22 protein-coding genes are annotated in these 20,875 nt (G+C 62.9%); 11 read left to right on the forward strand and 11 right to left on the reverse strand.

The window, feature by feature from the left end:
• A complete protein-coding gene (locus tag AC0L3A_RS14150; protein ID WP_157158569.1) occupies window positions 1-660 on the forward strand; it encodes a hypothetical protein in 660 nt (219 codons plus the stop codon).
• 29 nt (window positions 661-689) lie between these two features.
• Window positions 690-1,190 (forward strand): GlcG/HbpS family heme-binding protein, encoded by a 501-nt coding sequence (locus tag AC0L3A_RS14155; RefSeq protein WP_473254645.1) that lies wholly within the window; start codon window positions 690-692, stop codon window positions 1,188-1,190.
• A 130-nt stretch (window positions 1,191-1,320) separates the two neighbouring features.
• Here the strand turns inward: AC0L3A_RS14155 and AC0L3A_RS14160 are convergent, their stop codons facing one another.
• The gene (locus AC0L3A_RS14160) at window positions 1,321-1,560 is read right to left on the reverse strand and encodes a YjiS-like domain-containing protein (protein ID WP_219684855.1); all 240 of its coding nucleotides are present in this window, start codon (window positions 1,558-1,560) and stop codon (window positions 1,321-1,323) included.
• On the opposite strand from AC0L3A_RS14160, the gene AC0L3A_RS14165 reads away from it, so the two are divergent.
• Both AC0L3A_RS14165 and AC0L3A_RS14170 read left to right on the forward strand, forming a co-directional pair.
• Window positions 1,472-1,759 carry a hypothetical protein gene (locus tag AC0L3A_RS14165; RefSeq protein ID WP_473254650.1) on the forward strand — a complete coding sequence of 96 codons (288 nt, stop codon included), beginning with the start codon at window positions 1,472-1,474 and terminating at the stop codon, window positions 1,757-1,759. The genes AC0L3A_RS14160 and AC0L3A_RS14165 overlap by 89 nt on opposite strands.
• The gene (locus AC0L3A_RS14170) at window positions 1,746-2,132 is read left to right on the forward strand and encodes a hypothetical protein (protein WP_473254606.1); all 387 of its coding nucleotides are present in this window, start codon (window positions 1,746-1,748) and stop codon (window positions 2,130-2,132) included. The genes AC0L3A_RS14165 and AC0L3A_RS14170 overlap by 14 nt, the downstream gene beginning before the upstream one ends.
• 147 nt (window positions 2,133-2,279) lie before the next feature.
• Here the strand turns inward: AC0L3A_RS14170 and AC0L3A_RS14175 are convergent, their stop codons facing one another.
• A complete protein-coding gene (locus AC0L3A_RS14175; protein ID WP_007593462.1) occupies window positions 2,280-2,555 on the reverse strand; it encodes a hypothetical protein in 276 nt (91 codons plus the stop codon).
• Window positions 2,556-3,049: 494 nt separating this feature from the next.
• Between AC0L3A_RS14175 and AC0L3A_RS14180 the strand changes: the two genes are divergently transcribed.
• Window positions 3,050-3,808: an alpha/beta fold hydrolase gene (locus tag AC0L3A_RS14180; protein ID WP_007593456.1), complete on the forward strand. Its 759-nt coding sequence runs from the start codon at window positions 3,050-3,052 to the stop codon at window positions 3,806-3,808.
• 632 nt (window positions 3,809-4,440) lie between these two features.
• Here AC0L3A_RS14180 and AC0L3A_RS14185 read toward each other — a convergent pair.
• The 3 genes from AC0L3A_RS14185 to AC0L3A_RS14195 all read right to left on the reverse strand — a co-directional run bounded on the left by AC0L3A_RS14185 (window position 4,441) and on the right by AC0L3A_RS14195 (window position 5,876).
• On the reverse strand, window positions 4,441-4,635 hold the full coding sequence (locus AC0L3A_RS14185; protein WP_007593453.1) for a hypothetical protein: 195 nt from the start codon (window positions 4,633-4,635) through the stop codon (window positions 4,441-4,443).
• A gap of 602 nt (window positions 4,636-5,237) precedes the next feature.
• A complete protein-coding gene (locus AC0L3A_RS14190; RefSeq protein WP_473254607.1) occupies window positions 5,238-5,696 on the reverse strand; it encodes a hypothetical protein in 459 nt (152 codons plus the stop codon).
• Window positions 5,697-5,711: 15 nt separating this feature from the next.
• The gene (locus AC0L3A_RS14195; protein WP_354164706.1) at window positions 5,712-5,876 is read right to left on the reverse strand and encodes a DUF2933 domain-containing protein; all 165 of its coding nucleotides are present in this window, start codon (window positions 5,874-5,876) and stop codon (window positions 5,712-5,714) included.
• Between AC0L3A_RS14195 and AC0L3A_RS14200 the strand changes: the two genes are divergently transcribed.
• Window positions 5,814-6,029, forward strand: a complete 216-nt coding sequence (locus AC0L3A_RS14200) for a hypothetical protein (RefSeq protein ID WP_473254651.1) — start codon at window positions 5,814-5,816, stop codon at window positions 6,027-6,029. The genes AC0L3A_RS14195 and AC0L3A_RS14200 overlap by 63 nt on opposite strands.
• A gap of 91 nt (window positions 6,030-6,120) precedes the next feature.
• Window positions 6,121-6,291, forward strand: coding sequence for a hypothetical protein (locus AC0L3A_RS14205; protein WP_007593448.1), 171 nt, complete (start codon window positions 6,121-6,123; stop codon window positions 6,289-6,291).
• 322 nt (window positions 6,292-6,613) lie between these two features.
• Here the strand turns inward: AC0L3A_RS14205 and AC0L3A_RS14210 are convergent, their stop codons facing one another.
• Genes AC0L3A_RS14210 through AC0L3A_RS14220 form a run of 3 tightly spaced genes read right to left on the reverse strand, consistent with a single transcriptional unit; the run spans window position 6,614 to window position 10,087 of the window.
• Window positions 6,614-7,198 (reverse strand): DUF1254 domain-containing protein, encoded by a 585-nt coding sequence (locus AC0L3A_RS14210; RefSeq protein ID WP_106942444.1) that lies wholly within the window; start codon window positions 7,196-7,198, stop codon window positions 6,614-6,616.
• Window positions 7,195-7,773, reverse strand: coding sequence for a DUF1214 domain-containing protein (locus AC0L3A_RS14215; protein ID WP_007593444.1), 579 nt, complete (start codon window positions 7,771-7,773; stop codon window positions 7,195-7,197). The genes AC0L3A_RS14210 and AC0L3A_RS14215 overlap by 4 nt, the downstream gene beginning before the upstream one ends.
• Window positions 7,774-7,798: 25 nt before the next feature.
• On the reverse strand, window positions 7,799-10,087 hold the full coding sequence (locus AC0L3A_RS14220; protein WP_027516951.1) for a transglycosylase domain-containing protein: 2,289 nt from the start codon (window positions 10,085-10,087) through the stop codon (window positions 7,799-7,801).
• Window positions 10,088-10,381: 294 nt separating this feature from the next.
• Here AC0L3A_RS14220 and AC0L3A_RS14225 point away from each other — a divergent pair, with 294 nt between their 5' ends.
• Together AC0L3A_RS14225 and AC0L3A_RS14230 are read left to right on the forward strand one after the other, a co-directional pair.
• The gene (locus tag AC0L3A_RS14225; RefSeq protein WP_007593435.1) at window positions 10,382-10,897 is read left to right on the forward strand and encodes a YcgN family cysteine cluster protein; all 516 of its coding nucleotides are present in this window, start codon (window positions 10,382-10,384) and stop codon (window positions 10,895-10,897) included.
• 155 nt (window positions 10,898-11,052) lie between these two features.
• On the forward strand, window positions 11,053-12,633 hold the full coding sequence (locus AC0L3A_RS14230) for an MDR family MFS transporter (RefSeq protein ID WP_354127466.1): 1,581 nt from the start codon (window positions 11,053-11,055) through the stop codon (window positions 12,631-12,633).
• A 3-nt stretch (window positions 12,634-12,636) separates the two neighbouring features.
• On the opposite strand, the gene AC0L3A_RS14235 is transcribed toward AC0L3A_RS14230, so the two are convergent.
• The 3 genes from AC0L3A_RS14235 to AC0L3A_RS14245 all read right to left on the reverse strand — a co-directional run bounded on the left by AC0L3A_RS14235 (window position 12,637) and on the right by AC0L3A_RS14245 (window position 18,623).
• Window positions 12,637-14,274 (reverse strand): alpha/beta hydrolase, encoded by a 1,638-nt coding sequence (locus AC0L3A_RS14235; protein ID WP_473254646.1) that lies wholly within the window; start codon window positions 14,272-14,274, stop codon window positions 12,637-12,639.
• A 78-nt stretch (window positions 14,275-14,352) separates the two neighbouring features.
• Window positions 14,353-16,854 carry a GAF domain-containing sensor histidine kinase gene (locus AC0L3A_RS14240; protein WP_473254608.1) on the reverse strand — a complete coding sequence of 834 codons (2,502 nt, stop codon included), beginning with the start codon at window positions 16,852-16,854 and terminating at the stop codon, window positions 14,353-14,355.
• A 113-nt stretch (window positions 16,855-16,967) separates the two neighbouring features.
• The gene (locus tag AC0L3A_RS14245) at window positions 16,968-18,623 is read right to left on the reverse strand and encodes a thiamine pyrophosphate-requiring protein (RefSeq protein WP_473254647.1); all 1,656 of its coding nucleotides are present in this window, start codon (window positions 18,621-18,623) and stop codon (window positions 16,968-16,970) included.
• 441 nt (window positions 18,624-19,064) lie between these two features.
• Between AC0L3A_RS14245 and AC0L3A_RS14250 the strand changes: the two genes are divergently transcribed.
• Window positions 19,065-19,277 (forward strand): hypothetical protein, encoded by a 213-nt coding sequence (locus AC0L3A_RS14250; RefSeq protein ID WP_157158568.1) that lies wholly within the window; start codon window positions 19,065-19,067, stop codon window positions 19,275-19,277.
• 153 nt (window positions 19,278-19,430) lie between these two features.
• A complete protein-coding gene (locus AC0L3A_RS14255; protein ID WP_473254609.1) occupies window positions 19,431-20,873 on the forward strand; it encodes a hypothetical protein in 1,443 nt (480 codons plus the stop codon).
• The last annotated feature ends 2 nt before the right edge of the window (window positions 20,874-20,875 follow it).

Consider the following 20,875-nt stretch of genomic DNA (forward strand, 5'->3'; position numbering starts at 1 on the left):
ATGAACAAGCTCATGGGCAAGCTTGCGCTGGCATCCATGCTGGTTTTATTCGTGGGAGGGAACGCCATGGCCGAGACCCTGAATTTCGACAACGCTGCTGCCGGAACGTCGCCCGACGGATGGACCTTGACGATGACCGGCAAAGGACAGCCGAAATGGACCGTGGAAGCCGAGGCGACGGCGCCCAGCAAGCCGAACGTTCTCAAGCAATCGGGACGGGCGACGTTTCCCCTCGCCATCAAGCGCGATACGGCCATCCGCGACGGCTTTGTCGAGGTGAAATTCAAGGCCGTCGCCGGCTCCGAGGATCGCGCCGCGGGAGTTATCTGGCGTGCGAAGGATGCCGATAATTACTACGTGGTCCGGGCTAACGCGCTGGAGGACAATGTCGTGCTGTACAAGACGATCAAGGGCGTTCGAATGTCGCTTGAGATCGTGGGTCGCAAAGGCGGCTATGGCGTCAGCGCGCCGGTGTCATCCGGGCAATGGCACGTGCTGCGCTGCGACTTCGCAGGACGTCGGTTCAAGGTGAGCTATGACGGAAAGCAATTGTTCGAGGTGGAAGACGCCACCATTCCGGACGCCGGCATGATCGGCCTGTGGACCAAGGCAGATAGCGTGACCCTGTTCGATGATCTGACATATGGTGAGACCAAATAGGCGTTTGGTCACCTATGCCGGAGATTGCCATGAACGTTCGATGCCTGTCGGTCGCGACGGCCCTGCTGATTGTGTCCATCTGCCCACTGCGGGCGGAGGAAGGTCTGGTCGCCTACAAATCGCTCGGTCCGGAACTGGCGCTCGATCTTGCGCGCGCTGCGTTGGCGAACTGCCGCACCCGTGGATACCAGGTTGCAGTTGCCGTCGTCGATCGCTTCGGCGTCACGCAAGTGATGTTGCGCGACCGCTTTGCAGGTCCTCACACGCCCTCGACGGCAGCAGGCAAGGCGTGGAAAGCCGCCTCGTTCAAGACCAGCACGACCGAGCTGAACGCGATCAGCCAGCCGGGCATGATGCAGGCGGGCATTCGCAACCTTCCCGGAGCGGTCGTCATCGCCGGAGGACTGATCGTCGAAGCCGGCGGCTCCCTGGTCGGCGCGATCGGCGTGTCCGGCGCTCCGGGCGGCGACGCGGACGAAGCGTGCGCGAAAGCCGGAATTGACGCCGTACGCGACAAGCTGGACTTCTGAGGCGTAAAGATCGCGGTGAAAAAGTCCTTCAGCCTTTTCGCGAGCCTGGCGGCCGTCTGATCCGCAGGGATAAGCAGACGCGCCGCCTTCGCACGCTCAGGTGTGGCCGCTCATTGACAGGATTTGACGATCACCCATCGTCGCGCCAACCTGAGAAGTAACACCGTCGAGCCTCGCCAACGATTGTTCTCGATAAGCCGATGTCCGCGAGAAGCCGGTCGTCCAGTTCGAGAAGCTCGTCGTATTGGCGGCGCCGTGTGATGCCGTCCAGCAGTGCGAGCGTGAGTTTCCAGAACCATCCAGGGTTTGGAGAAGGAACGAAGGCTGAGCTGGATGTGCCGATTGAGCCAGTGGTGCTGTCGCAAGACATGTTTCACCTCCATAATGGAGCGAAACAACGCTTGGCTCGAAAGCTGGTCGGGCGGTTGTGTTTGACCCGATGGCCTTTGCTATCATGCTCGTCCTTGCCGCACAAGCGATCCGCTGATCTGGAAGCTGAAGGTGTCGCTGAAGTGCCGGTCATGCCAAAAGCGACGATCGGCGCCGCCCGTCCACATGTTTCAAGCTGACGGCGATGCAAAGCATCGCACCCTGCAAATGAGTGCATCCGATCGAGGAGCGCTGATCGGAGCGCCGCCTGATGGTAGAGATCCTCGCTCCCTCAGTGGTACAACTGAGATGGGTATGCTGCCATTTGCAAGGCAGACCCTGTTCCCGCGAGATGGTTCTATGGACGCGAAATCAGCCGCACGATTTAAATGGCACATAGAGCGGGTCATTGAGGAGTTATCCTTGGCGCTCACGCTCGCTAAAGAGGCCTCTCCAGCAGGTGAGTTTCTGAGCTTGAGGATGTCGGTGGGCGATATCATCTCTCAGATAGACGCCGTGCTTCAGGACAACATTTACAAAGATCATCCCGGTCTGGATGGCATGAAAGACTGACCGTTAACGTCCGCTTCGGGGCAAATGCGAAGAACTCAACCTGATCAAACCTGGTCCGTTATGCATCGCTTAGTGGACCTGAACGAGGTGCGCCGCTACTTCGCTGATGGGCCACGGGCTGACCTGCACTAGCAGCATCCCTTTGACTCAAAATAGACTGCGAAACTCGGCGATTGCCCTGGCTACGTCTTGCCGCCTGACGTCTTCGCGCGTTCGCTCCCCACCACGTTTGAAAGAGATCGTGACTTTGTCGGGATTCGTCCGGAGCCGACAGTCTGTCTTCCATGACAAATCGCCAAGCTTGATCTCCACCAATTCTTGATCATCATACGCGCGCTCGATCGATCGGAAGATTTGCCTGGTTTCATCGATCGAGAGCATCATCGACTGTATGACCTCGGAGCCTCCGGCACCAAATGACATCAGCCACACCTCGTCCGTCGGGAGTGAAACACGAAAGTATGTCAGTCGGGACAAATCGACTAGTTTGAAGGTGCTGAAGTACGATAACCTCCGCGACACAAGCTTGGAAATTTCATTCCGCAAGTACCGTACAAGTGTTCGCAGGTGGAGTTGGTCGCTCTGAAACACCACGAATAGGCTCCCTGAAAACAAATCGGCAACTTAGAACAATTCCCGAGACCCAGCCAAGCTAACGGCATCCTGAGGCTCGGACTTCCGCTCAGGGTCAAGAAGCGAAGAACTCGGCCTGAGCAAATCACGTGCACCATGCATCGCTGAGCGGACCTCTCTGAGCTGGGCGGTGCGCCCCCACGAGCCGCCTTGCCGCTTTGGCGGATACTCTCTATGATCGACAACTCATAGTAGCGGATTGCCTCACGAGAGGGATACGCGTCGTGGCAGGAATTCACGTTAGTCGCCGCCGCTTGCTTCGCAGTGCTGCAGCAAGCGGTCTGATGGCAACAGCGGCATCCAGCGTGATTGGTGCCGCCCGCGCCCAATCGGCGCGAAAGACCTTCGTCTTTGTCAGCGGGGCTTTTTGCGGCGGCTGGATATGGCGCCGGGTCATTGACCGGCTCGAACAGGGCGGCCACAAAGTGTTCGCTCCGTCGCTCACGGGTTTAGCCGAGCGCTCGCATTTGCTGAGCAAGGACGTCAATCTGGACACCCACATCGCCGACGTCGTCAACCTGATCAAATGGGAAAGTCTCGACAACGTCTGTCTTGTGGCGTGGTCCTACGCGGGCTTCGTAGGCTCGGGCGCGCTCGAAAGCATCGGCGATCGCGTCTCCTCGGTTGTATGGCTTGATGCCTACATTCCCGCAGATGGACAAAGGGTGGCGGACTTCGCAGCCGAGCCGGTTCGCAAAGGCATACAGGCGGCCATCGACAAGGGCGAGGCAGGCGTCCGTGGATCGCCGACGTATCCGCCCAGTGTCGTTGCCGAACGCGATCGGGTATTCGCCGAGTCCAAGGTTACTCCGCATCCGATCGGCACCTATCTCCAGCAGGTCAAGCTTTCCGGAGCGCTCCAAAAAGTGGCGAAGAAGACATACATCCGCCTGCCGAAATTTCCTCAGCCGGCCTTCGACAGGGCACTGGCAGACTGCAAAAGCGACAAATCGTGGGCCACGTTCGAATTGCCGGACATTGGGCACATGGCCATGCTCGATGCACCAGATCGCGTCAGCGAGTTGACAGTGCAAGCCGCGTGAGATCGACCTCCCCATGAGTTAAGGTGCAGACGTCGCGCCGGAGTGCGCTATGCCCGCTTGGGTCACAGGCGTCGGTTCGGTGCTCAGCGGCAAATTTCCGCGGTGGCCCCATCAACCAACACGTAGCTGCATCGCGTCAACGGAAGCGGCCGATTGGAGGTATTGCCGGCGCAACTGATCACCTCGTCCAGGGCGAACAGCTGGGCGGGCAGATCAAAGCGGGCACGCGGGCTCATCGTTCGCGCCCTGGCTGGTTTGCTTTCGGTTGCACGTCAATGGCACCGACGTTGGGGTGACGATTGTCGGCACGCCCTCGCTGCCTCATGCCGTCGCCTCGCATCCGTCCATCAAATAGGAAAGGCTGTGTTTCATACGCGCTGGCAGCGGCCGGCTCGTGCGATCGTCCGGACGCAGTATTTTGCGCGGTAGCAGAGGTCACAGAAAGTGCCGACACGAATACGATCGCTAGTCTCGACATGACGGGCTCCTTGGCGGAGAGCAGGAACGCGCAGTGGGATAACTCAGTCGAAATCGTCGAGAAGGAGCTGGGCGCCAAGATGGCGGCGAGACTATGCCGAGACTATGCAATGTCGAGAGCGGCCTGTTCAGCTACGCCATCCACCGAGGCAGCCTTAGTTCTTCGTCAAGGGCTTGGGCGGCTCTTCGGCCATAGCCTCGACATCAATGGCAGGAAGCTCGCCGGTGCGGTCTTTCAGGTCTGCCGCACGCTGTACCAAGCCAGCAGCGACCGTGGGATCCTTTGTTGTTTTTGCCATGCGCAGCAATGCCGCTGCGGCCTCACGGGCGAACTGATTTAAGCGCGACACGGTTAGACATCCGACACTTAGCTGACATGGAATGATTCAAGGGTCGAATATTCGTTCCGAATTCGGCTTAAAAATGTGCGCACGACACAGAAAGGACTTCAGCTCGGGGCTGGGCCAGCTGAGGTCCTTCGTGTGTCGGCACCACATTATTTGAGGCGCGGTGGCGAATGGTGCCCAACTCAACAAGTGGTTCTTGGTTCCCGTTATCAGCCCAAATTTCGAGAAAAAACGGGCCCCAGCTCGCGGGGATATTGGGGGGCATGGAGCTGGGGCCACTCGGGGTCGCCCTTGGGGAAGGGCATCGGGAAAACTTGGCAATTGCAGGAATGTTCCTGTCTTTTTCCAAAGAGCGAGTGTGTAGATCAATCGCACAAGCGGGGGACAATCTCGAACGCGCCGCCATTCTAAGCGCGCGGTCGTCGCCTGAAGTTGTTGCCTATGTTCCGCCGATGGAACAACCAGGCCTTGTGAGGAAACATCAATCTGATCTCTAGCCTGATGAACCCCTCCGGCTGAGGGTGCTCATAAATGTCGGCTCACCGACGTAAAGCGGAAGTCACCCACCTTGAGCGTGATCTGCGGCTTGTGACACCTAGCGGACATCAGCAAACGGGGCTGGTGTCGAACCGGCGAACTTCAGCGGCGAAGGCCGCGATGCTGGCAGCCCAGATGAGCGCAAATCCGAGCAGTACCCATTTGAAGTCCGAGTTGATCATAACGTTGACGGCCGCCATCCAGCCTATCGAGACCACACCTGCAACAATAGCACCAGCCAGCGCCAAAGTACTTCGTTGGCGAAAAGCCGTCATGGCTAGAGTGAGCGTAAGCACACCCGTCGCCATCACGTAGCCGCCCATTACGTTGAATACGTGTGCAAGCCACCTTGCCAACCTTGGACCAATCGATTCCAGCTCGACAGGCGTAAGGTTCATGTAGCGGATGTCCTCCGGCAGCAGCGCAGGCCGAAGGAAAAGGAAATACCCGCCGACACTGATCAGGATGATTCCGGAAAGCCCCAGAAGGATTGACGAAGCAGACCAGCCGAATTCTTTGCTGCGCATAGGGCGCTCCCAAATTCAGCCGTGGTGATGGCCCCCAGCTCCTCGATGCCTACCGTGCATGAAAAAATGCATAAGCGGACAAGCCAAAAGGGGCAGCCAAAGCAGAGCACCGAGTACATGAGCCTGATGCTGGGTGAACAGGAGCGCTCCGGAGATTGCCGCGATGACGGCAAGCCCCATAACGATGAGGGAGTTGCGCGACAAGCCCCGGCGTGCGCCGGTCTGATCGTGAACATGATCTGGCAAGGTCATCGCAGCATCCTCAAGACGGCACCATTGCCTGATTGCCCTGTTGCCAACAGGACCAAAACCAAACTCGCAGGTTTCGCATGAAAGCCCTTGATGCAAATCAAACGTCGGGTCCCGCAACGGTCGGCAACCGCAGTTGATGTGGGTCAAATCGCGATTTCAAGAAGCTGGTTTGATGGCGGTCTTTCCCGGTTTCAAGATGATTACCGTCGGCAGCTTCATGTACGGCCTTGCAGCCAGCATGATCTACGGGTGGGCAGTTGCGATCATCTACGTCTTCTTCTTCAATCTTTGGCCGCAACTCCTTCCTGCTGTTATTAGACCGCGAGCGGTGCATCGCACCTGAAGCGGGCACCAGAAACTACTGCCGTCTCCCGCGAACATTCCGCCCGCCTGCTATGGCAACGATAGCCATCCGCGGATCATGGCAATCTGCCCCGGCATGAAAAAACCCGCGCCGGATTGCTCCGCGCGGGTGAACTTTCGATGCTCCCATTCTGCCAGTGTTTTGCCCGACGAGTCAAAGCTGAACTGCGCGACGGGCAGGGATGTATCGGTCCAAACGCCTATTTGGCACAACCAAAATGGTTAACGATTTCAATGCTAATGCTACTGTGCATGGGGTTGTTTTTCGACTTTTTGTTTTCGCGTCGCCGAAGCTGCGCGCCTCAGCGCCGTCCCCGCGGTGCTTCCGCCTTGGCGGGCGGCTCGGTCTGCGGTCCGCAGCTCGCGGCCGCGAGCGAGCCTTGCGCCTGCGGCATCAGGCCAGGCTCGGGGGCGAGCGCCTTCATCACGATCAGGCCGGTGGTGCTGGGGGAATCGATGATCAGGCGGTCGGCCGCGGTGATCTCTTCGTCCTCGGGCAGCTCGTTGTGCTGCGGCTCTGTCATCAAATCGAGCTCGATCACCTTCTTGCCGGCCGAACGGTCGTTGATGGCGTAATAGGCGATCTCGTTGCGGGTGTAGAACGACACCGAGGTGTAGGCCTGGCTGACGGGCACCGTCAGCTTGATCGGTCCGTTCGACAGATCGTAGCGGCAGATCGCGAGCGCAAAGGCCGGGTCCATGAACGGCATCGGCGAGGTCTGCGGATCGGCGAGCGGAAGCTGCGTGACGGCATTGAGCTTGGTCATCGGCGTCAGACGCGAATAGGCGTCCTGGGTCGCGATCCGCGGCAACGCCAGCACGCTGACGAGATGGACCACGAGGCCCAGCACCACGCCGGCAACGATGGTGAACAACAGCCGGATCATGAGCAGCCCGCCGTCGTGATCGTGGGCATCGGCGCATCGCGCTGGGTGCGTGTGGCAACGCCGACCGGGGTGTCGTAGAGCCGCAGCATCAGCGCGTAGCGTTCGATGCCGCCGGTCGGCAGCCAGTTGCCGGCGCGCGAGCGCGAGGCGATGCGGATCTCGAACGAGCCGTCGGACTGCCGCACGATCTCCTGGCTGGTGAAGCCGTAGCGCTGCAGCGAATTGGGCACGAGATGACCCTTGCGGTCGTAGAGAGTGAGCGTCCAGAACCGCGCCGGCGGCGTCACGCCGGAGACCACGACGTCGCAGCGGCCGTCGAGCACCTTCTTCTTGTCGTCGGCGGTCGCGGTAAAGGCGACGCCGTCGCCGGTGCCGATCGGCAGCTCGCCGTTGCGCACGATGGTGGCGCGCGAATAGGGATCGACGTCGGCGGTGCCGGTGCGCGGGCGCGCGGTCCACGGGCCGATGGTCAGCGCGCCGATCTCGGTGCCGCGCGTCGTCGTCATCCAGGTCGCGCCGACGCCCACCACGGTTGCGAGCAGAAGAGCCGTCAATGTGATCAGGATCAGCCGCACTTGTTTCGATCAGTTCTTGTTTCGATTAGTTCTTGCGCGGGGCGGATGCGTTCGCATTCTCTTCCGCATAGTTCTGCGGGAAGGCGAGCGCGCTCGTGGACGATGCCGGTTTGGCTTGCTTGGGGTCGGTGGCGGCCGATTTGGTCGCGGTCCGGGCCGCGTCATCCAGCAGCTTCTCGACCCGCACCAAAACGTCAGCGCCGCGCTTGGTCAATACGGGCGGCGGACCGGGCTTGGTCTCCAGCACCTTCGGCGCCGCATTGGCCTGCGCGTTGGCGATCCGCTCGGGCGGCAGCTTCTGGCCCATGCCTATGCCGGCGATTTCCCGGACCTCGACGCCCTGATGCGCCGCGAGCATGATGTCGTGCCAGGTCTGCGCCGGCAGCGAGCCGCCGGTCATGCGGTTGGTCGGCGAATAGTCGTCATTGCCGTACCAGACCGCGCAGGTGAAATTGCCGGTGTAGCCGACGAACCAGGCGTCGCGATACGCATTGGTCGTGCCGGTCTTGCCCGCGGTCGGAATGCCGTCGAGGGCTGCGCGGCGCGCGGTGCCTTCGCTGACGACGTGGCTCATCATGCCGGCCATGTCGGCGGCCACGGAGGCGGGAATGGCCTGGCGCGGCTTCGGCCCGTCGCGGTCCCAGCGCCAGACCGGATCTCCGGCGCCGGTGCGCACTTCCAGCACGGAATGCGGCGTCACCGCCTTGCCGCGGTTGGGGAAAGTCGCGTACGCCACCGCGTGCTCGAGCACGGTAACTTCGTCCGAGCCGATCGGCAGCGACGGCGTGTCGGGCAGCGGCGCCTTGAGGCCGAAGCGGCGCGCGACCTCGACGATCTTGGCGCGGCCGATCTTGGCCGGGTTCGGCGCCTTCGGCTGCTCCTTCTGGCCGATCGCGATCGACAGCTTGACGGGTACAACGTTGATCGAGCGCGTGATCGCCTGAGTCAGCGTCACCGCGCCGGAATAGGAATGGCCATAGTTCTGCGGGCACCAATTGCCGATGCAGACCGGGCCGTCGACCACGATCGAATTCGGCGTGAAGCCGTTGAGGAGCGCGGTTGTGTAGACGTAAGGCTTGAACGACGAGCCCGGCTGGCGATAGGCGTCGGTGGCGCGGTTGAACTGGCTGGCACCGTAGTCGCGGCCGCCGACCATGGCGCGGATGCCGCCGTCGAGATCGGAGACGACGGTCGCGGCCTGCGTCGCGTGATAGTCGCGGCCGAACTGGCGCAGCTGGTTCTCGACCGCGTCTTCCGCCGCCTTCTGCACATTGGTGTCGATCGCGAGCCGGACCACGAAGACGCGCTCGGTGTAGGATTTCGGGAAGGTGTCGACCAGCTTGCGCATCTCGTCGAAGGCGTAGTCGAGATAGTAATTCGGCGACGCCTCGTAGCGGCGGTCGACCGCGAAGGCGGGATTGCGGCGGGCGCCGAACACCTGGCCCTCGGTCATGAAGCCGGCATCGACGAGGTTGTCGAGCACGACGTTGGCCCGGGCGCGGGCAGCGGGCAGGTTGATGTGGGGCGCGTATTTGGTCGGCGCCTTGAACAGGCCGGCGAGCATCGCGGCCTCGGCGAGCGTCACGTCGCGTGCCGACTTGTTGAAGTAGAAATGCGCGGCGCCGTCGACGCCGAAGGTGCCGCCGCCCATATAGGCGCGGTCGAGATACAGCTTGAGGATCTCGTTCTTGGTCAGTCGCCATTCCAGCCAGACCGCGAGGAAGGCTTCGTTGACCTTGCGCTCGATGGTGCGCTCGTTGCTCAGGAACAGGTTCTTGGCGAGCTGCTGGGTGATCGAGGAGCCGCCCTGGCGGACGCCGCCGGCCTGGGCGTTGGTGACGAGCGCGCGTGCGGTGCCGGCGATGTCGATGCCGAAATGCTCGTAGAAGCGGCGGTCCTCGGTCGCGAGCGTCGCCTTGATCAGCACGTCCGGAAAATCTTCCAGCGGGATCGAGTCGTTGTGCTTGATGCCGCGGCTGCCGATCGGGTTGCCGTAGCGGTCGAGGAAGGTCACCGCGAGGTCGGACTTCTTCAGCCAGTCCTCGTCCGCGGTCTCGCGGAAGGCCGGGATGGCGAGGGTCAGCATCACCACCAGGCCGCCGAGGCCGAGGGTCGCAGCCTCCGACAGCGGCTCGATGAACACCCATCGCTTCCACCGCCCGACATAGAAGCGGTCCATGAAGGTCGAGTAGCGCTCGTAGAGCTCGCGGATGCCCTTGGCCGAGGAGAACAGCGAGGAGTCGATGCGCGCATCGAGATCCAGGAAGAAATTCCGGATCCGGGCCTTCCAATGCGGTGGTATGATCTGGCGCACCTAGAACCCTTGCGGCTTGGTTCGAAAGCGTTCAAGCACCCCGCCGGGGCGGCATCGAGACGTCTTGCGGGAGTGTTGCGGCAAACCCAAGGCGCCCGGCCAGCGACGGTGGGGACTTGCTGTTCCTTCTAGCCGAGCAGGGCCTATAAACCAATGGTCACGCTTGCGATTTTGAACAACAGGCCTAATTGACCCCGGTTCATTACGGGCCTCACGCGGGCGTCGCTTGCGGCCCCATGGCCGCACGCCCTAGATGGCACCAACCGTAGCTCTTTCGAACTTTTGTTGAGGCGCATGACCGCAGCTCCCAAACGACCTTCAGGCCAGGAAGGATTCTTCTGGAAAACCAAGACGTTGGAAGAGATGTCGGGGCCCGAATGGGAAAGCCTGTGCGACGGCTGCGGCCGCTGCTGCCTGAACAAGCTCGAGGAAGATGGCACCGGCGACATCTATTTCACCCATGTCGGCTGCAAGCTGCTCGATGGAGTGACCTGCGGCTGCAAGGACTATGCGAATCGTTCCGACAAGGTTCCGGACTGCGTCCGCCTGACCCCGGCCAATGTCCGCACCCTGAACTGGCTGCCGCCGAGCTGCGGCTACAAGCTCGTGGCGGAAGGGCGCGACCTCTATTGGTGGCATCCGCTGGTGTCAGGCGATCCCAATACCGTGCATGAGGCCGGCGTCTCCGTACGCGGTCGGGTCGAAGGCAGCGAGGTGGAGATCCCGGACGATGAGCTCGAGAACCACATCGTGCAATGGCCGGCGCAGCTGCCGAAACGGGCCCGCCTGAAGCGACGTCCGAAGGACTGATCCGTCGCACCAGATAGATCACGTCTTCGGGATGGCCGTGGGGTGGGATGCTCCCATGCACCGCGGTGCCTGCCCGAGAAGAACTTTGCTGTCTACATTGGCTGCATAGAACGAATCCTTCGCGGCGTTGGGCCGCCTCATGGCTTCCGATCGAGATGAACAAGTTCGAGCGGCAGAGCAGTTCTGCCGACACCCAAACATTGCCCGACGATATCGCCGAGGAATTGTCGCGCCTTTCGAGCGAGGTCTTGAGCGTCGACGACGCTCCCTCGCTCGCGCCGCCGGCGCCGCTGTCGCAGGACGAGGTCCGCACCATCGTCATCAGCCTGATGCTGACGATGTTTCTGGCAGCCCTCGACCAGACCATCGTCGCAACCGCGCTGCCGACCATTGGGCGCCAATTCCACGACGTCTCCAATCTCTCCTGGGTCATCACCGCCTATCTGCTCGCCTCGACCGCAGTTGCGCCGGTATTCGGCACGCTCAGCGACATCTACGGACGCCGCGTGATGATCATCATCTCGCTCAGCCTGTTCGTCGCGGGCTCGGTGCTGTGTGCGATCGCGCCGAACCTGCCGATGCTGATTCTTGCACGCGGTCTCCAGGGGCTCGGTGGCGGCGGCATCATGCCTGTCGTGCAGACCGTGATCTCCGACGTCGTGAGCCCACGCGAGCGCGGCCAATATCAAGCCTATTTCTCCAGCGTCTGGATGGTCGGCGGCATTCTCGGCCCGGTCATCGGCGGCGTGTTCGCCGAGCATCTGCACTGGTCGATGATCTTCTGGATCAATGTGCCGCTCGCGGCCGCGGCGATCGCGCTGCTGCTGCCCAGGATGAAGAAGATTCCGGTGTTCCACCGCAAGCGCAAGGTCGACTGGCTCGGCGGCGTGCTGCTGATGGCCTCCGCCGTGGTCTTCATGCTGGTGCTGACCTGGGGCGGCACGCGCTTCCCGTGGCTCTCGCCAACCGTGCTTGCGATGGTGGGCGGCGCCGTCGCGCTCGCGGTCACCTTCGTGTGGCACGCACGCCGCGCGGACGAGCCGTTCCTGCCGCTGCCGCTGCTCGGAGGATCGGTTGTGCCGTTCGGGCTGACGGCCGGCGGTTGCGCGCTCGGTGCGATCACGGGCCTCACAGTGCAGCTGCCGCTCTATTACGAGGCGGTCTATCACCTCAGCGCCAGCGAAGCGGGCCTCGCGCTGATTCCGCTCGCGGCGGTCTCGACCTGCGGCGCGGCCATCGCCGGTCGCACCATGGCGCGGGCCAAGCACTACAAGCGGGTCGCCATCGTCGGAACGTCCTGGGCTGCGCTGTGCGGCCTCGGCCTCACGTTGACGACGTTGCCGCTCTGGGCACTGCTGACGCTGATGGCTGCGTTTGCGCTTGGCCTCGGCACCACCTTTCCGGTCTGCGTGGTCTCGGTGCAGAATTCGGTCGCCCGCCCGCAGATCGGCACCATCACGGGCGCGTTGAACTTCTTCCGCTCGCTGATGTCCTCGTTCACGGTCGCGGCGTTCGCGGCCATCCTGCTCATCGCGCTCGGTGCCGACGTTCCGCTCGCCGGCGAACATCACGGCGCTGTCAATGCGATTCCCGCCGACGACATGCGGCATGCGTTCCGCTACGTCTTCGGCGCCGCGACGGCGCTGATGGCCGGCGCCGCGCTCTGCCTGATCATGATGGAGGAGCGGCCGCTGGCCGGTCCGTCCGTCACGCAGCAGGTGGAGATGGCGGAGTAGGGGTTAGCCACCGCGATCGGGATCGTCGTCGCCATTGCCCGTCTTCCGCGCTTTCGCTGCGAGCTGCTGCTTGAGCCGTGCGAGCGCTTCGGCAGACCAATCGCCGACAGCGGTGACCGCGACCCAGCCATCGACGTAGTGTTCGGGTGCGTAGACATGGCCGAAACCCATCGGCGTGTTGGTTGCGACCGCCATGTCGAGGGCGAGCTGCAGCATCGTCACGATAGGATACCATCGCAGCTCCGGTGATACGTCAGGCCCGCGCGGCGCATTCATCCAGGCCGGCGCCTGATAGGCATCGCGGTAGGCGAAGAATGTGATCGCGTCACTGGCGTATTGCAAATAGACCACGCGCATCGGGCCCCAGGGCGTATCCGGCGCCACCGTCAGCCCGTTCTGGTTCATGAAGCGCACGAAGCGGCCGTCGCGGAATTCCGGCAGCCAGGCCGGTGATCCTGGATTGCGGTTATCGGTAATCGAGCGCCAGATGCGGCTCTCGAATGGCGCTCCGCTCCATAGCGCACCGGCAATGGGGTCGCCGATTGTTTCGAACAATTCTGCGGATTTTTCCGAGTTCATGGCACCGAGGCTGAGCCCGTGCAGATACAGTTTTGGCCGCTTGTCCTTGGGCAAGCTCGTCCAGTAGCCGTAGATTTCGGCGAACAGCGCACGCGAGGCTTCTGCTCCGTACTCCGGCTGAAACAGCAGCGACAGCGGGCTATTGAGATAGGAATATTGCATCGCGACGCTCGCGACATCGCCATGATGGAGATATTCCACCGTATCCATCGCGGATGGATCGACCCAGCCGGTCCCGGTCGGTGTGACGACGATCAGGACCTTGCGTTCAAAGCCGTACTGGCGCTTGAGCTCGTCGAGCGCAAGCCTGGCGCGCGCCTGCGCCGTGTCGCGGCTGCCGAGGCCCACATAGACGCGCACGGGATTCTGCGCGGGCTGTCCCGTAACGGCGCTGATCTCCGTCGCGGTCGGGCCCGAGGCAATGAACCGGCGCCCCATGCGCCCGAGTTCCTGCCACTTCACCAGCGACGCAGAACTTCCGGTTCGATCGGGGGCGGCCGGTTGCGGCCGCTCGGGCTCTTGCAGGGCGTCGAGTTCGCGGAAGGAGGAGTCGAGCGCGTTGAACGCGGTCCGGACCAGGACGTTGCTGGCGATCGACCAGAACAGCAGGCCTGCGATCAGCACGCCGAGCACGTTGGCGAGCTTCCGCGGAATGGCGTGCTTTGTGCGCACGGCGAGGAAGCGGGCGACAAACACGAACAGCCGCCCCAGCACCAGCAGCACGGCGAACGTGATCAGGGCGATGACGCAGACCTTGAGCGGATGCGCGGTCTCGACCGGCGTCATCTTCATCACTGTGCGGATCGAATTCTGCCATTCGGCGGTTCGCCGCAGGAAGATAACGACGACCAGCAGGCAACCGGCCGTGACCAGCGCATTCGCAATCGACCTCGCCCGCGGCGAAGGTTCGGGCAATTCGAGATAGTGCCATAGCCGGCGCCACAGCACGCCGGCGAAATAGCCGATCGCGAAACAGCCGCCGGCAAGCGCGCCTTGCGTGAGATAGCTCCGCGGAATCAGCGTCGGCGTCAGCGCGGCAGCAAAGAACAGAGCGCCCAGCATGAGGCCGACACCGGACAGCGAGAGCAATTGCCGTCGAACGAGCCAAGCCAGATTCGTCACGGCATCCTCCGGGCGAGTCTATCTCTTGTTCTGGTCTGAAAGGCTGCTCTGTCGCGGCAGCCGGATCGTGAATTCCGTGAACTTGCCCGGCTCCGTCGCGACGTCGATGGTGCCGCCGTGCTGCTTCACGACGATGTCGTGGCTCATCGACAATCCGAGGCCGGTGCCTTCACCGGCCGGCTTGGTGGTGAAGAATGGATCGAACATTTTTTCCTTCACCTCGTGCGGAATGCCGGTGCCATTGTCGCGGATGCGGATCTCGATGCTGTCGCCGCGGTCGCGTGTCGCGGCGATCACCACCGGCTCGTAATCGGCGGCGCCGTCATCCGACTTGCGCTTGGCCACCGCGTGGAAGCCGTTCGAGATCAGGTTCAGCAGCACCCGGATGATCTCCTGCGGAAACACTTCCGCTTGCCCGGCCGCTGGATCGAGCTCGCGCTTCAGCGTCACGTCGAACTGCGGCTTCTCGGCGCGTGCGCCGTGATACGCCAGGTTGAGGCTCTCCTCGACCAGCGCGTTGATGTCGCTCAGCCGATGCTCGCCGCCGCCCTCGCGGGAATGCAGCAGCATGTTCTTGACGATGGAGTCGGCGCGCTTGCCATGCTGCACGATTTTCGCGAGATTGTCCTTCAACAGTCCGGTCAGCTCGTCGACCTCGCTGCGGACGTCGTCCGCGAGCGGGAGCGGCGCCAGCGTCTCGTTCAGCTCGTCGGTCAGCTCGGCGGAGAGCGATGCAAAATTGTTGACGAAGTTGAGCGGGTTCTTGATCTCGTGCGCAATGCCGGCGGTGAGCTGGCCGAGCGACGCCAGCTTCTCGGTCTGGACCAGCCGGTCCTGGGCTGCGCGCAAATCGTCGAGCGATTTGGCCAATTCCCTGGTGCGATCCTGCACCTCGTTGAACAGGCGCGTGTTCTCGATGGCGATCACGGCCTGGTCGGCAAAGGTCTTGAGCAGGGCGATCGCCTTGTCCGGGAAGGGACCGGCCTGCGGCCGCGTCACGCCGATCGTGCCGATCGCGACGCCGTCGCGCAGCATTGGGATCACGAGGATGCTGCGATAACCTCGCGTCCGCGCCAGCTCTCTCATGGCGTCCGTAAGGTCGGGCTCGTTCTGCATGTCGCTGCGGAATGCGAACTCTCCGCTTCTTGCCACCCGGCTGTGAATGCCGGATGCCGACAGCGGCGTCGGGAACGAGCTGAGCAGCTCTTCGTTGCCGGCTTCGTTGTCGGTGCTGAAGGCGGCCAGGTGCAGCAGGCCGTCGATGACGCGCGTGACGGTGGAGGAATGTCCGCCGACCAGGGACTTGGCGCTGTTGGAGATCGCCTGGAACACCGGCGTCACATCCGCGGGCGAGGCCGCAATCACCTTGAGGATGTCGGCGGTCGCGGTCTGCCGTTCCAGCGCTTCCCTCGTGGTGTTGAACAGGCTGACATTCTTGATCGCGATCACCGCCTGGTCGGCGAAGGTCTGCAACAGCCGCACATGATGCTCGCCGAACGCGCCGGTCGCGCGCCGCGTGGCGATGATGACGCCGATGGCCTCGCCATCGCTCATCAAGGGCGCGAATAACATGCTGCGGTAGCCGCGGGCGCGCGCGATGTCCCGCGCCGCCGGTTCGACCTCGGTGTCGGGCAATTGCGCCGCCACACCACTGGCCACGAGCCCGTAGGGCGGGAACTGCGTGAATGGCACCGGGAACGAGGACTGCAGCACCCGATCGCCGGCCGGATCGGTCGGCGTGAACGCCGCAAGATGCGCGGCGCCGTCGATGTAGCGCAGGACTGCCGTGGAGAAGCCGCCGATCAGCCGGTTGGCATTGGCGGCGATGGCGTCGAACACCGGCTGTACGTCAGACGGCGAGGCGGCCATCACTTTCAGAATGTCGGCGGTGGCGGTCTGGCGCTCCAGCGTCTCGCGCGTCTCGTTGAACAGCCGCGCGTTCTCGATCGCAATCACCGCCTGGTCGGCAAAGGTCTGGAGCAGCTGCACGAGGTCGGCTGCGAACGCGCCGGGCTCGGCACGAGTTACGCTGATCATGCCGACTGGCGTCCCCCGATTCATCAGCGGCATGAACAGCACGCTGCGAAAGCCGCGCAGCCGCGCAAGGTTCCGGTTCAGCTCCGGGACCTCCGCGGCTTCGCTATCGGGAAACTGGATCGTCTCGCCGCCGCGCACCAGCGCGAAGGTCGGAAAGTCGGCAATCTTGCGCGGGAACGACGCCTTCAGCCCTTCGTCCGCCTCGGTGCTCGTTGGTGTGAACGCCACGAGGTGGAGCTCGTCATCGATGAACTGAAGCACGGTGGCGGAGAAGCCGCCGAGCAAACGCCGGGAGCTGGACGCGATCGCCTCGAAAACCGGCCGGGCATCGGACGGAGAGGCCGCGATGGTGCGCAGAATCCCGGCGCTGGCGCTTTGACGATCGCGCGCAATCGCGAGCTCACTGCGAAGCTGCGCGTTCTCGGCTGTGGCCGCCTGTAACAGGCGCTCAAGTTCCGCGATGTCGTTGGAAGGGGCGGTCATTCGCAATCCGGCTTGATGCCGCGACAAGCGCGGCACCAGGGCGGATTATCACATCTCCTGCGGCCGGAGCCAGCGTCCGCGATAGCGAGTTTGCTGCCAGAATCCGGTCCGCTTCACGTGCCCGGCCGCGACACCTCGGTCTCCTTGCTGGTGATGAACTCCAGCAGCACGGGAATGCCTTCCTGCGTCTTCTGGATGCCGCGCCTGATCGCGGGGATGATGTCCTCAGGTCTCGTCACCCGCTCGCCATAGCCGCCGAAGGCGCGCGCCATCGCGGCGTAGTCGCCGGAAATGTCGGTCGACCGGTATTTTTCGGTCGAAACCGGCATCACCTTCAATTCGATCGCCATCGAGAAATTGTTCAGCAGGATCGACATGATCGGAATGCGCTCGCGCACCGCGGTCTCGAAATCCATGCCGGTGAAGCCGATCGCGGCATCGCCCCAGACATTGATGCAGAGCTTGTCGGGTTTTGCGAGTTTCGCGCCCATGGCTAGCCCAAGGCCGTAGCCGAGCTGCGTCGTCTTGCCCCAGCCGAGATAGGTGAGCGGCTCGACCGACTTCCAGAACGGCGAGAGCTGGTCGCGCGGGCTGCCGGCATCGTGGGTGATGATGGTATTGCCGATGTCGACGGTGTGTTGCAGGTCCCACAGCACGCGATAGGGGCTTAAGGGCGCATCATTGCTGGTGAGCTTCGGCATCCATTTCGCCAGCCACTCCTTGTGCGAGGCCGCGATCTCGGCCGCGACCGCCGAGGCGTCGCGATCTGCGGTGACGGTCTTGCCGATCTCCTCCAGCAGCGCATCGAGCACGAGCCCGGCATCGCCGACGAGGCCGATCCTGGCTTCCACGTCCTTGTTGAGATGGTTCGGATCAAGTGTGGAGTGGATGATGGTTTTGTCTTTCGGCATCGCGATGCCGAAATTGGTCTCGGTGAAGGAGCAGCCAATGCCGAAAATGACGTCGGTCTCGGCCAGGAACTTCGGCACCGCGCGCGGCACCGCAAGGCCGCCAGAGCCAAGCGAGAGCGGATGCGTCTCCGGGAAGGACGATTTGCCCCCAAGGCTGGTCGTCACGGGAATGGCGAGCCGTTCGGCCAGCCGTTTCAGTTGCGGCCAGGCCTGCGCGTAATGCACGCCCTGGCCGGCATAGATCACCGGACGCTTGGCGTTGACGAGCAGGTCGGCCGCCTCCTTCACATGAATAGGGTCCGCGCCATAGCGGGTGCGCAGCACCGGCGTATAGTTCAGCGGCTCCGGCACGTCCTCGTTCCACATATCGGCGGGAATCTCGACGATGACAGGCCCGCCGCGGCCGTTCTTCAGCTTGGTGAAGGCGCGACGAAAAATGTTGGCGACTTCCGCGGCCAGGATGATCGGCTCCGACGATTTCGAAAACGCCTTCATCGCTTCGCTCGAATTGAAGTTCGGCTCGATATGCGCGAGCCTGCGCTGATAGCCCATCGGCAGCACCAGCACGGGAACGGATTCGCCGTAGCATTGCGCGACACCGCCCATCGCATTCTCCGCACCAGGGCCGTGCTGCATGCAGAACGCGCCGATCGAGCGTCCCGATGTCACCCGCGAGATCGCATCCGCCATGTGGATGCCGACGCGCTCCTGCCGCACCATCACGGGCCGGATATCGGCCTTGGCCGCATGCTCGATCAGATGATTGACCGGATAACCGCAGAGGATCTCGATCCCCTCGCGCTTCATGATTTCCGCAATCGCGGTGCCGAGCTTCATGGCGTTTCTCTCCCTGGGCAGGCCGGTTGGTCCGGCCGATTAGGGAAGAGAGGATCAGGAATCGGGGAAAGGGTAAAGCGCGGGCGATGAGAGTCGCGGTAGGTCAGCTATGCAGCGAGCTGCCGTAGCCCGGATGGAGCGCAGCGCAATCCGGGGCCGTGCTACCCGGACATACCAATGACGAATTCGCCGCGCTCCATCCGCTACGACCGCTACTTGCAGCTTTGGCAGATCCTCAGCTTGCGTTTCAACGCCTCGTCTTCTTGATCGATCAATTGCTCAGCGGCGCCTTTAGCACCCGGATCGGCCCTGGAGCCCTTCGCCGTGCGTGACCTCACAGGCGGCACCACTTGGCTCGAGGTGTCATTGCCCTCGCCGGGGCCTACGCTGAAGCCATCGTAGTCGGCGGCCGGGTTCGGCGCCGATGGAAGCCCGCCGATCACCGGCGGCGAAGCTTCTCTGATGGATGCTGCCGGCGGAGGTCTGGAATTTTTGGCGCCCGCATGCGGCGGCGATGCATTGGGCGGAGAAAGCGAAACCGGCGGGGCGGCCGAAGTCTGTCCTCTTGCGCTGTCCTGCGACCAGACGCCGACAACGATGAGGCTGAAAGCCAGGAGCATCACGCTTCTCATCCGCATCCTTCAAGCAGCTGTGGTTGGTGGATTGACAGTGTGAAGCGTATCAGGACCCACATGGTCGTCAAAGCGCCGCAGCCTGGATTTCGCAGCCGGGAGTATAGTTCACAAAGCGTGACCGGCCCGCCGCACCAAGCCAGGCGCGGTGAAGTCAAAGAGGAATTTAACGCTTGCGCCCTAACTTGCGCTCGCCATGAGTGACCAGGTCGTCCACAGCGAGGTTCAACCGTTTTCGGCGCGTGCTGCGCTTCCCTGGCTGGTGAGCCTTGGGGTATATGCCCTGTTGCTGATTCTTGGACCGCGGCTGCTCAATGATCCCGACAGCTATTCGCACATCGAAGTCGGGCGCTGGATCATCGCGCACGGCATGCTGCCGGCGACTGACCCATTTTCCTTTTCGAGGCACGGCGCGCCCTGGATCACCTTCGAATGGCTCTCGGAGATCATCTACGCCGGTGCCTACGCGCTTGCCGGCTGGCAGGGCGTCCTCGTCGTCGCTGCCGCGGCGATAGCGCTCGCCTTTGGTTTGTTGACGTTCTTCCTGCTGCGCGAGCTTTCGCCGACCCAGACGCTGCTCATGGTGATCGCGGCCGTCATCCTGTTGGCGCCGCATATGCTGGCGCGGCCACACGTGCTGGTGCTGCCGCTGATGGTGACCTGGGCGGCTGCCCTGGTGCGCTGCATGGAGCGTGGTGGGCCTCCGCCGTATTGGGCCCTTCCTCTACTGGTCGTGTGGGCCAATCTGCACGGCAGTGTGGTGCTGGCGCTTGGACTGATCGGCCCTGCGGGGCTCGAGGCGCTGCTGCGCGAGAAGCGTAGCGAATGGCCACGCGTGTTCCTGCAGTGGCTGCCGTTCACCGCGCTCGCGGTCGCGGCGTCCTGCCTGACGCCCTACGGGCCGGAACCGCTGCTGATGCCGCTGACGACGCTCGGCCTCGGCCCCGCGCTCGGTTGGATCGCGGAATGGCGGCCGCAGGATTTCAGCCACATAGGCTTCTTCGAATTGCTGCTGCTGGCCGGCATCTTCGCGCTCTCGCGTGGCGTGACGCTGCCGGTCGTGCGTGCGTTGGTCGTGATCGGCTTGCTGCATTTCGCGCTGGCCCAGATCCGCAATGCGGATCTGCTGGCCATGCTGGCGCCGCTCTATCTGGCGGCTCCGCTGGGGCGGACGTTCGGCGGACCGGTGGGAGAAGATGCTCCCGGCTCGTCACGCGGCCTGAACCTGGCCACGCTGGGTGTGTTGATCGTGGTGAGCGGGGCGACGCTGGCGCGTGACATACGACCGGCTCCGGCCATTACCCCTCAGGCTGCCATCGCTGAAGCCAACCTCGCCACGGCGGGGCACGTGCTCAACGATTATTCCTTTGGCGGCTATTTGATGTTTGCCGGCATTCCCACCTTTATCGACGGTCGCGGTGAACTGTACGGGGGAGCGTTCATCAACCGCTACAATCGTGCCCTGGCGCTGGTCGATCTCGGCGACTTTCTCAAGTTGCTCGACGAATACAACATCGGCGCAACGCTGCTCGCGCCGGGAACGCCGGCGATAGCGATGCTGGACCGGCTGCCCCAATGGCAGCGCGTCTACAGCGACGACGTGGCGGTCGTGCACAAGCGGCGAGATATGCCGCAATGATA

This window comes from Bradyrhizobium sp. MI1.3, from assembly GCF_055811695.1.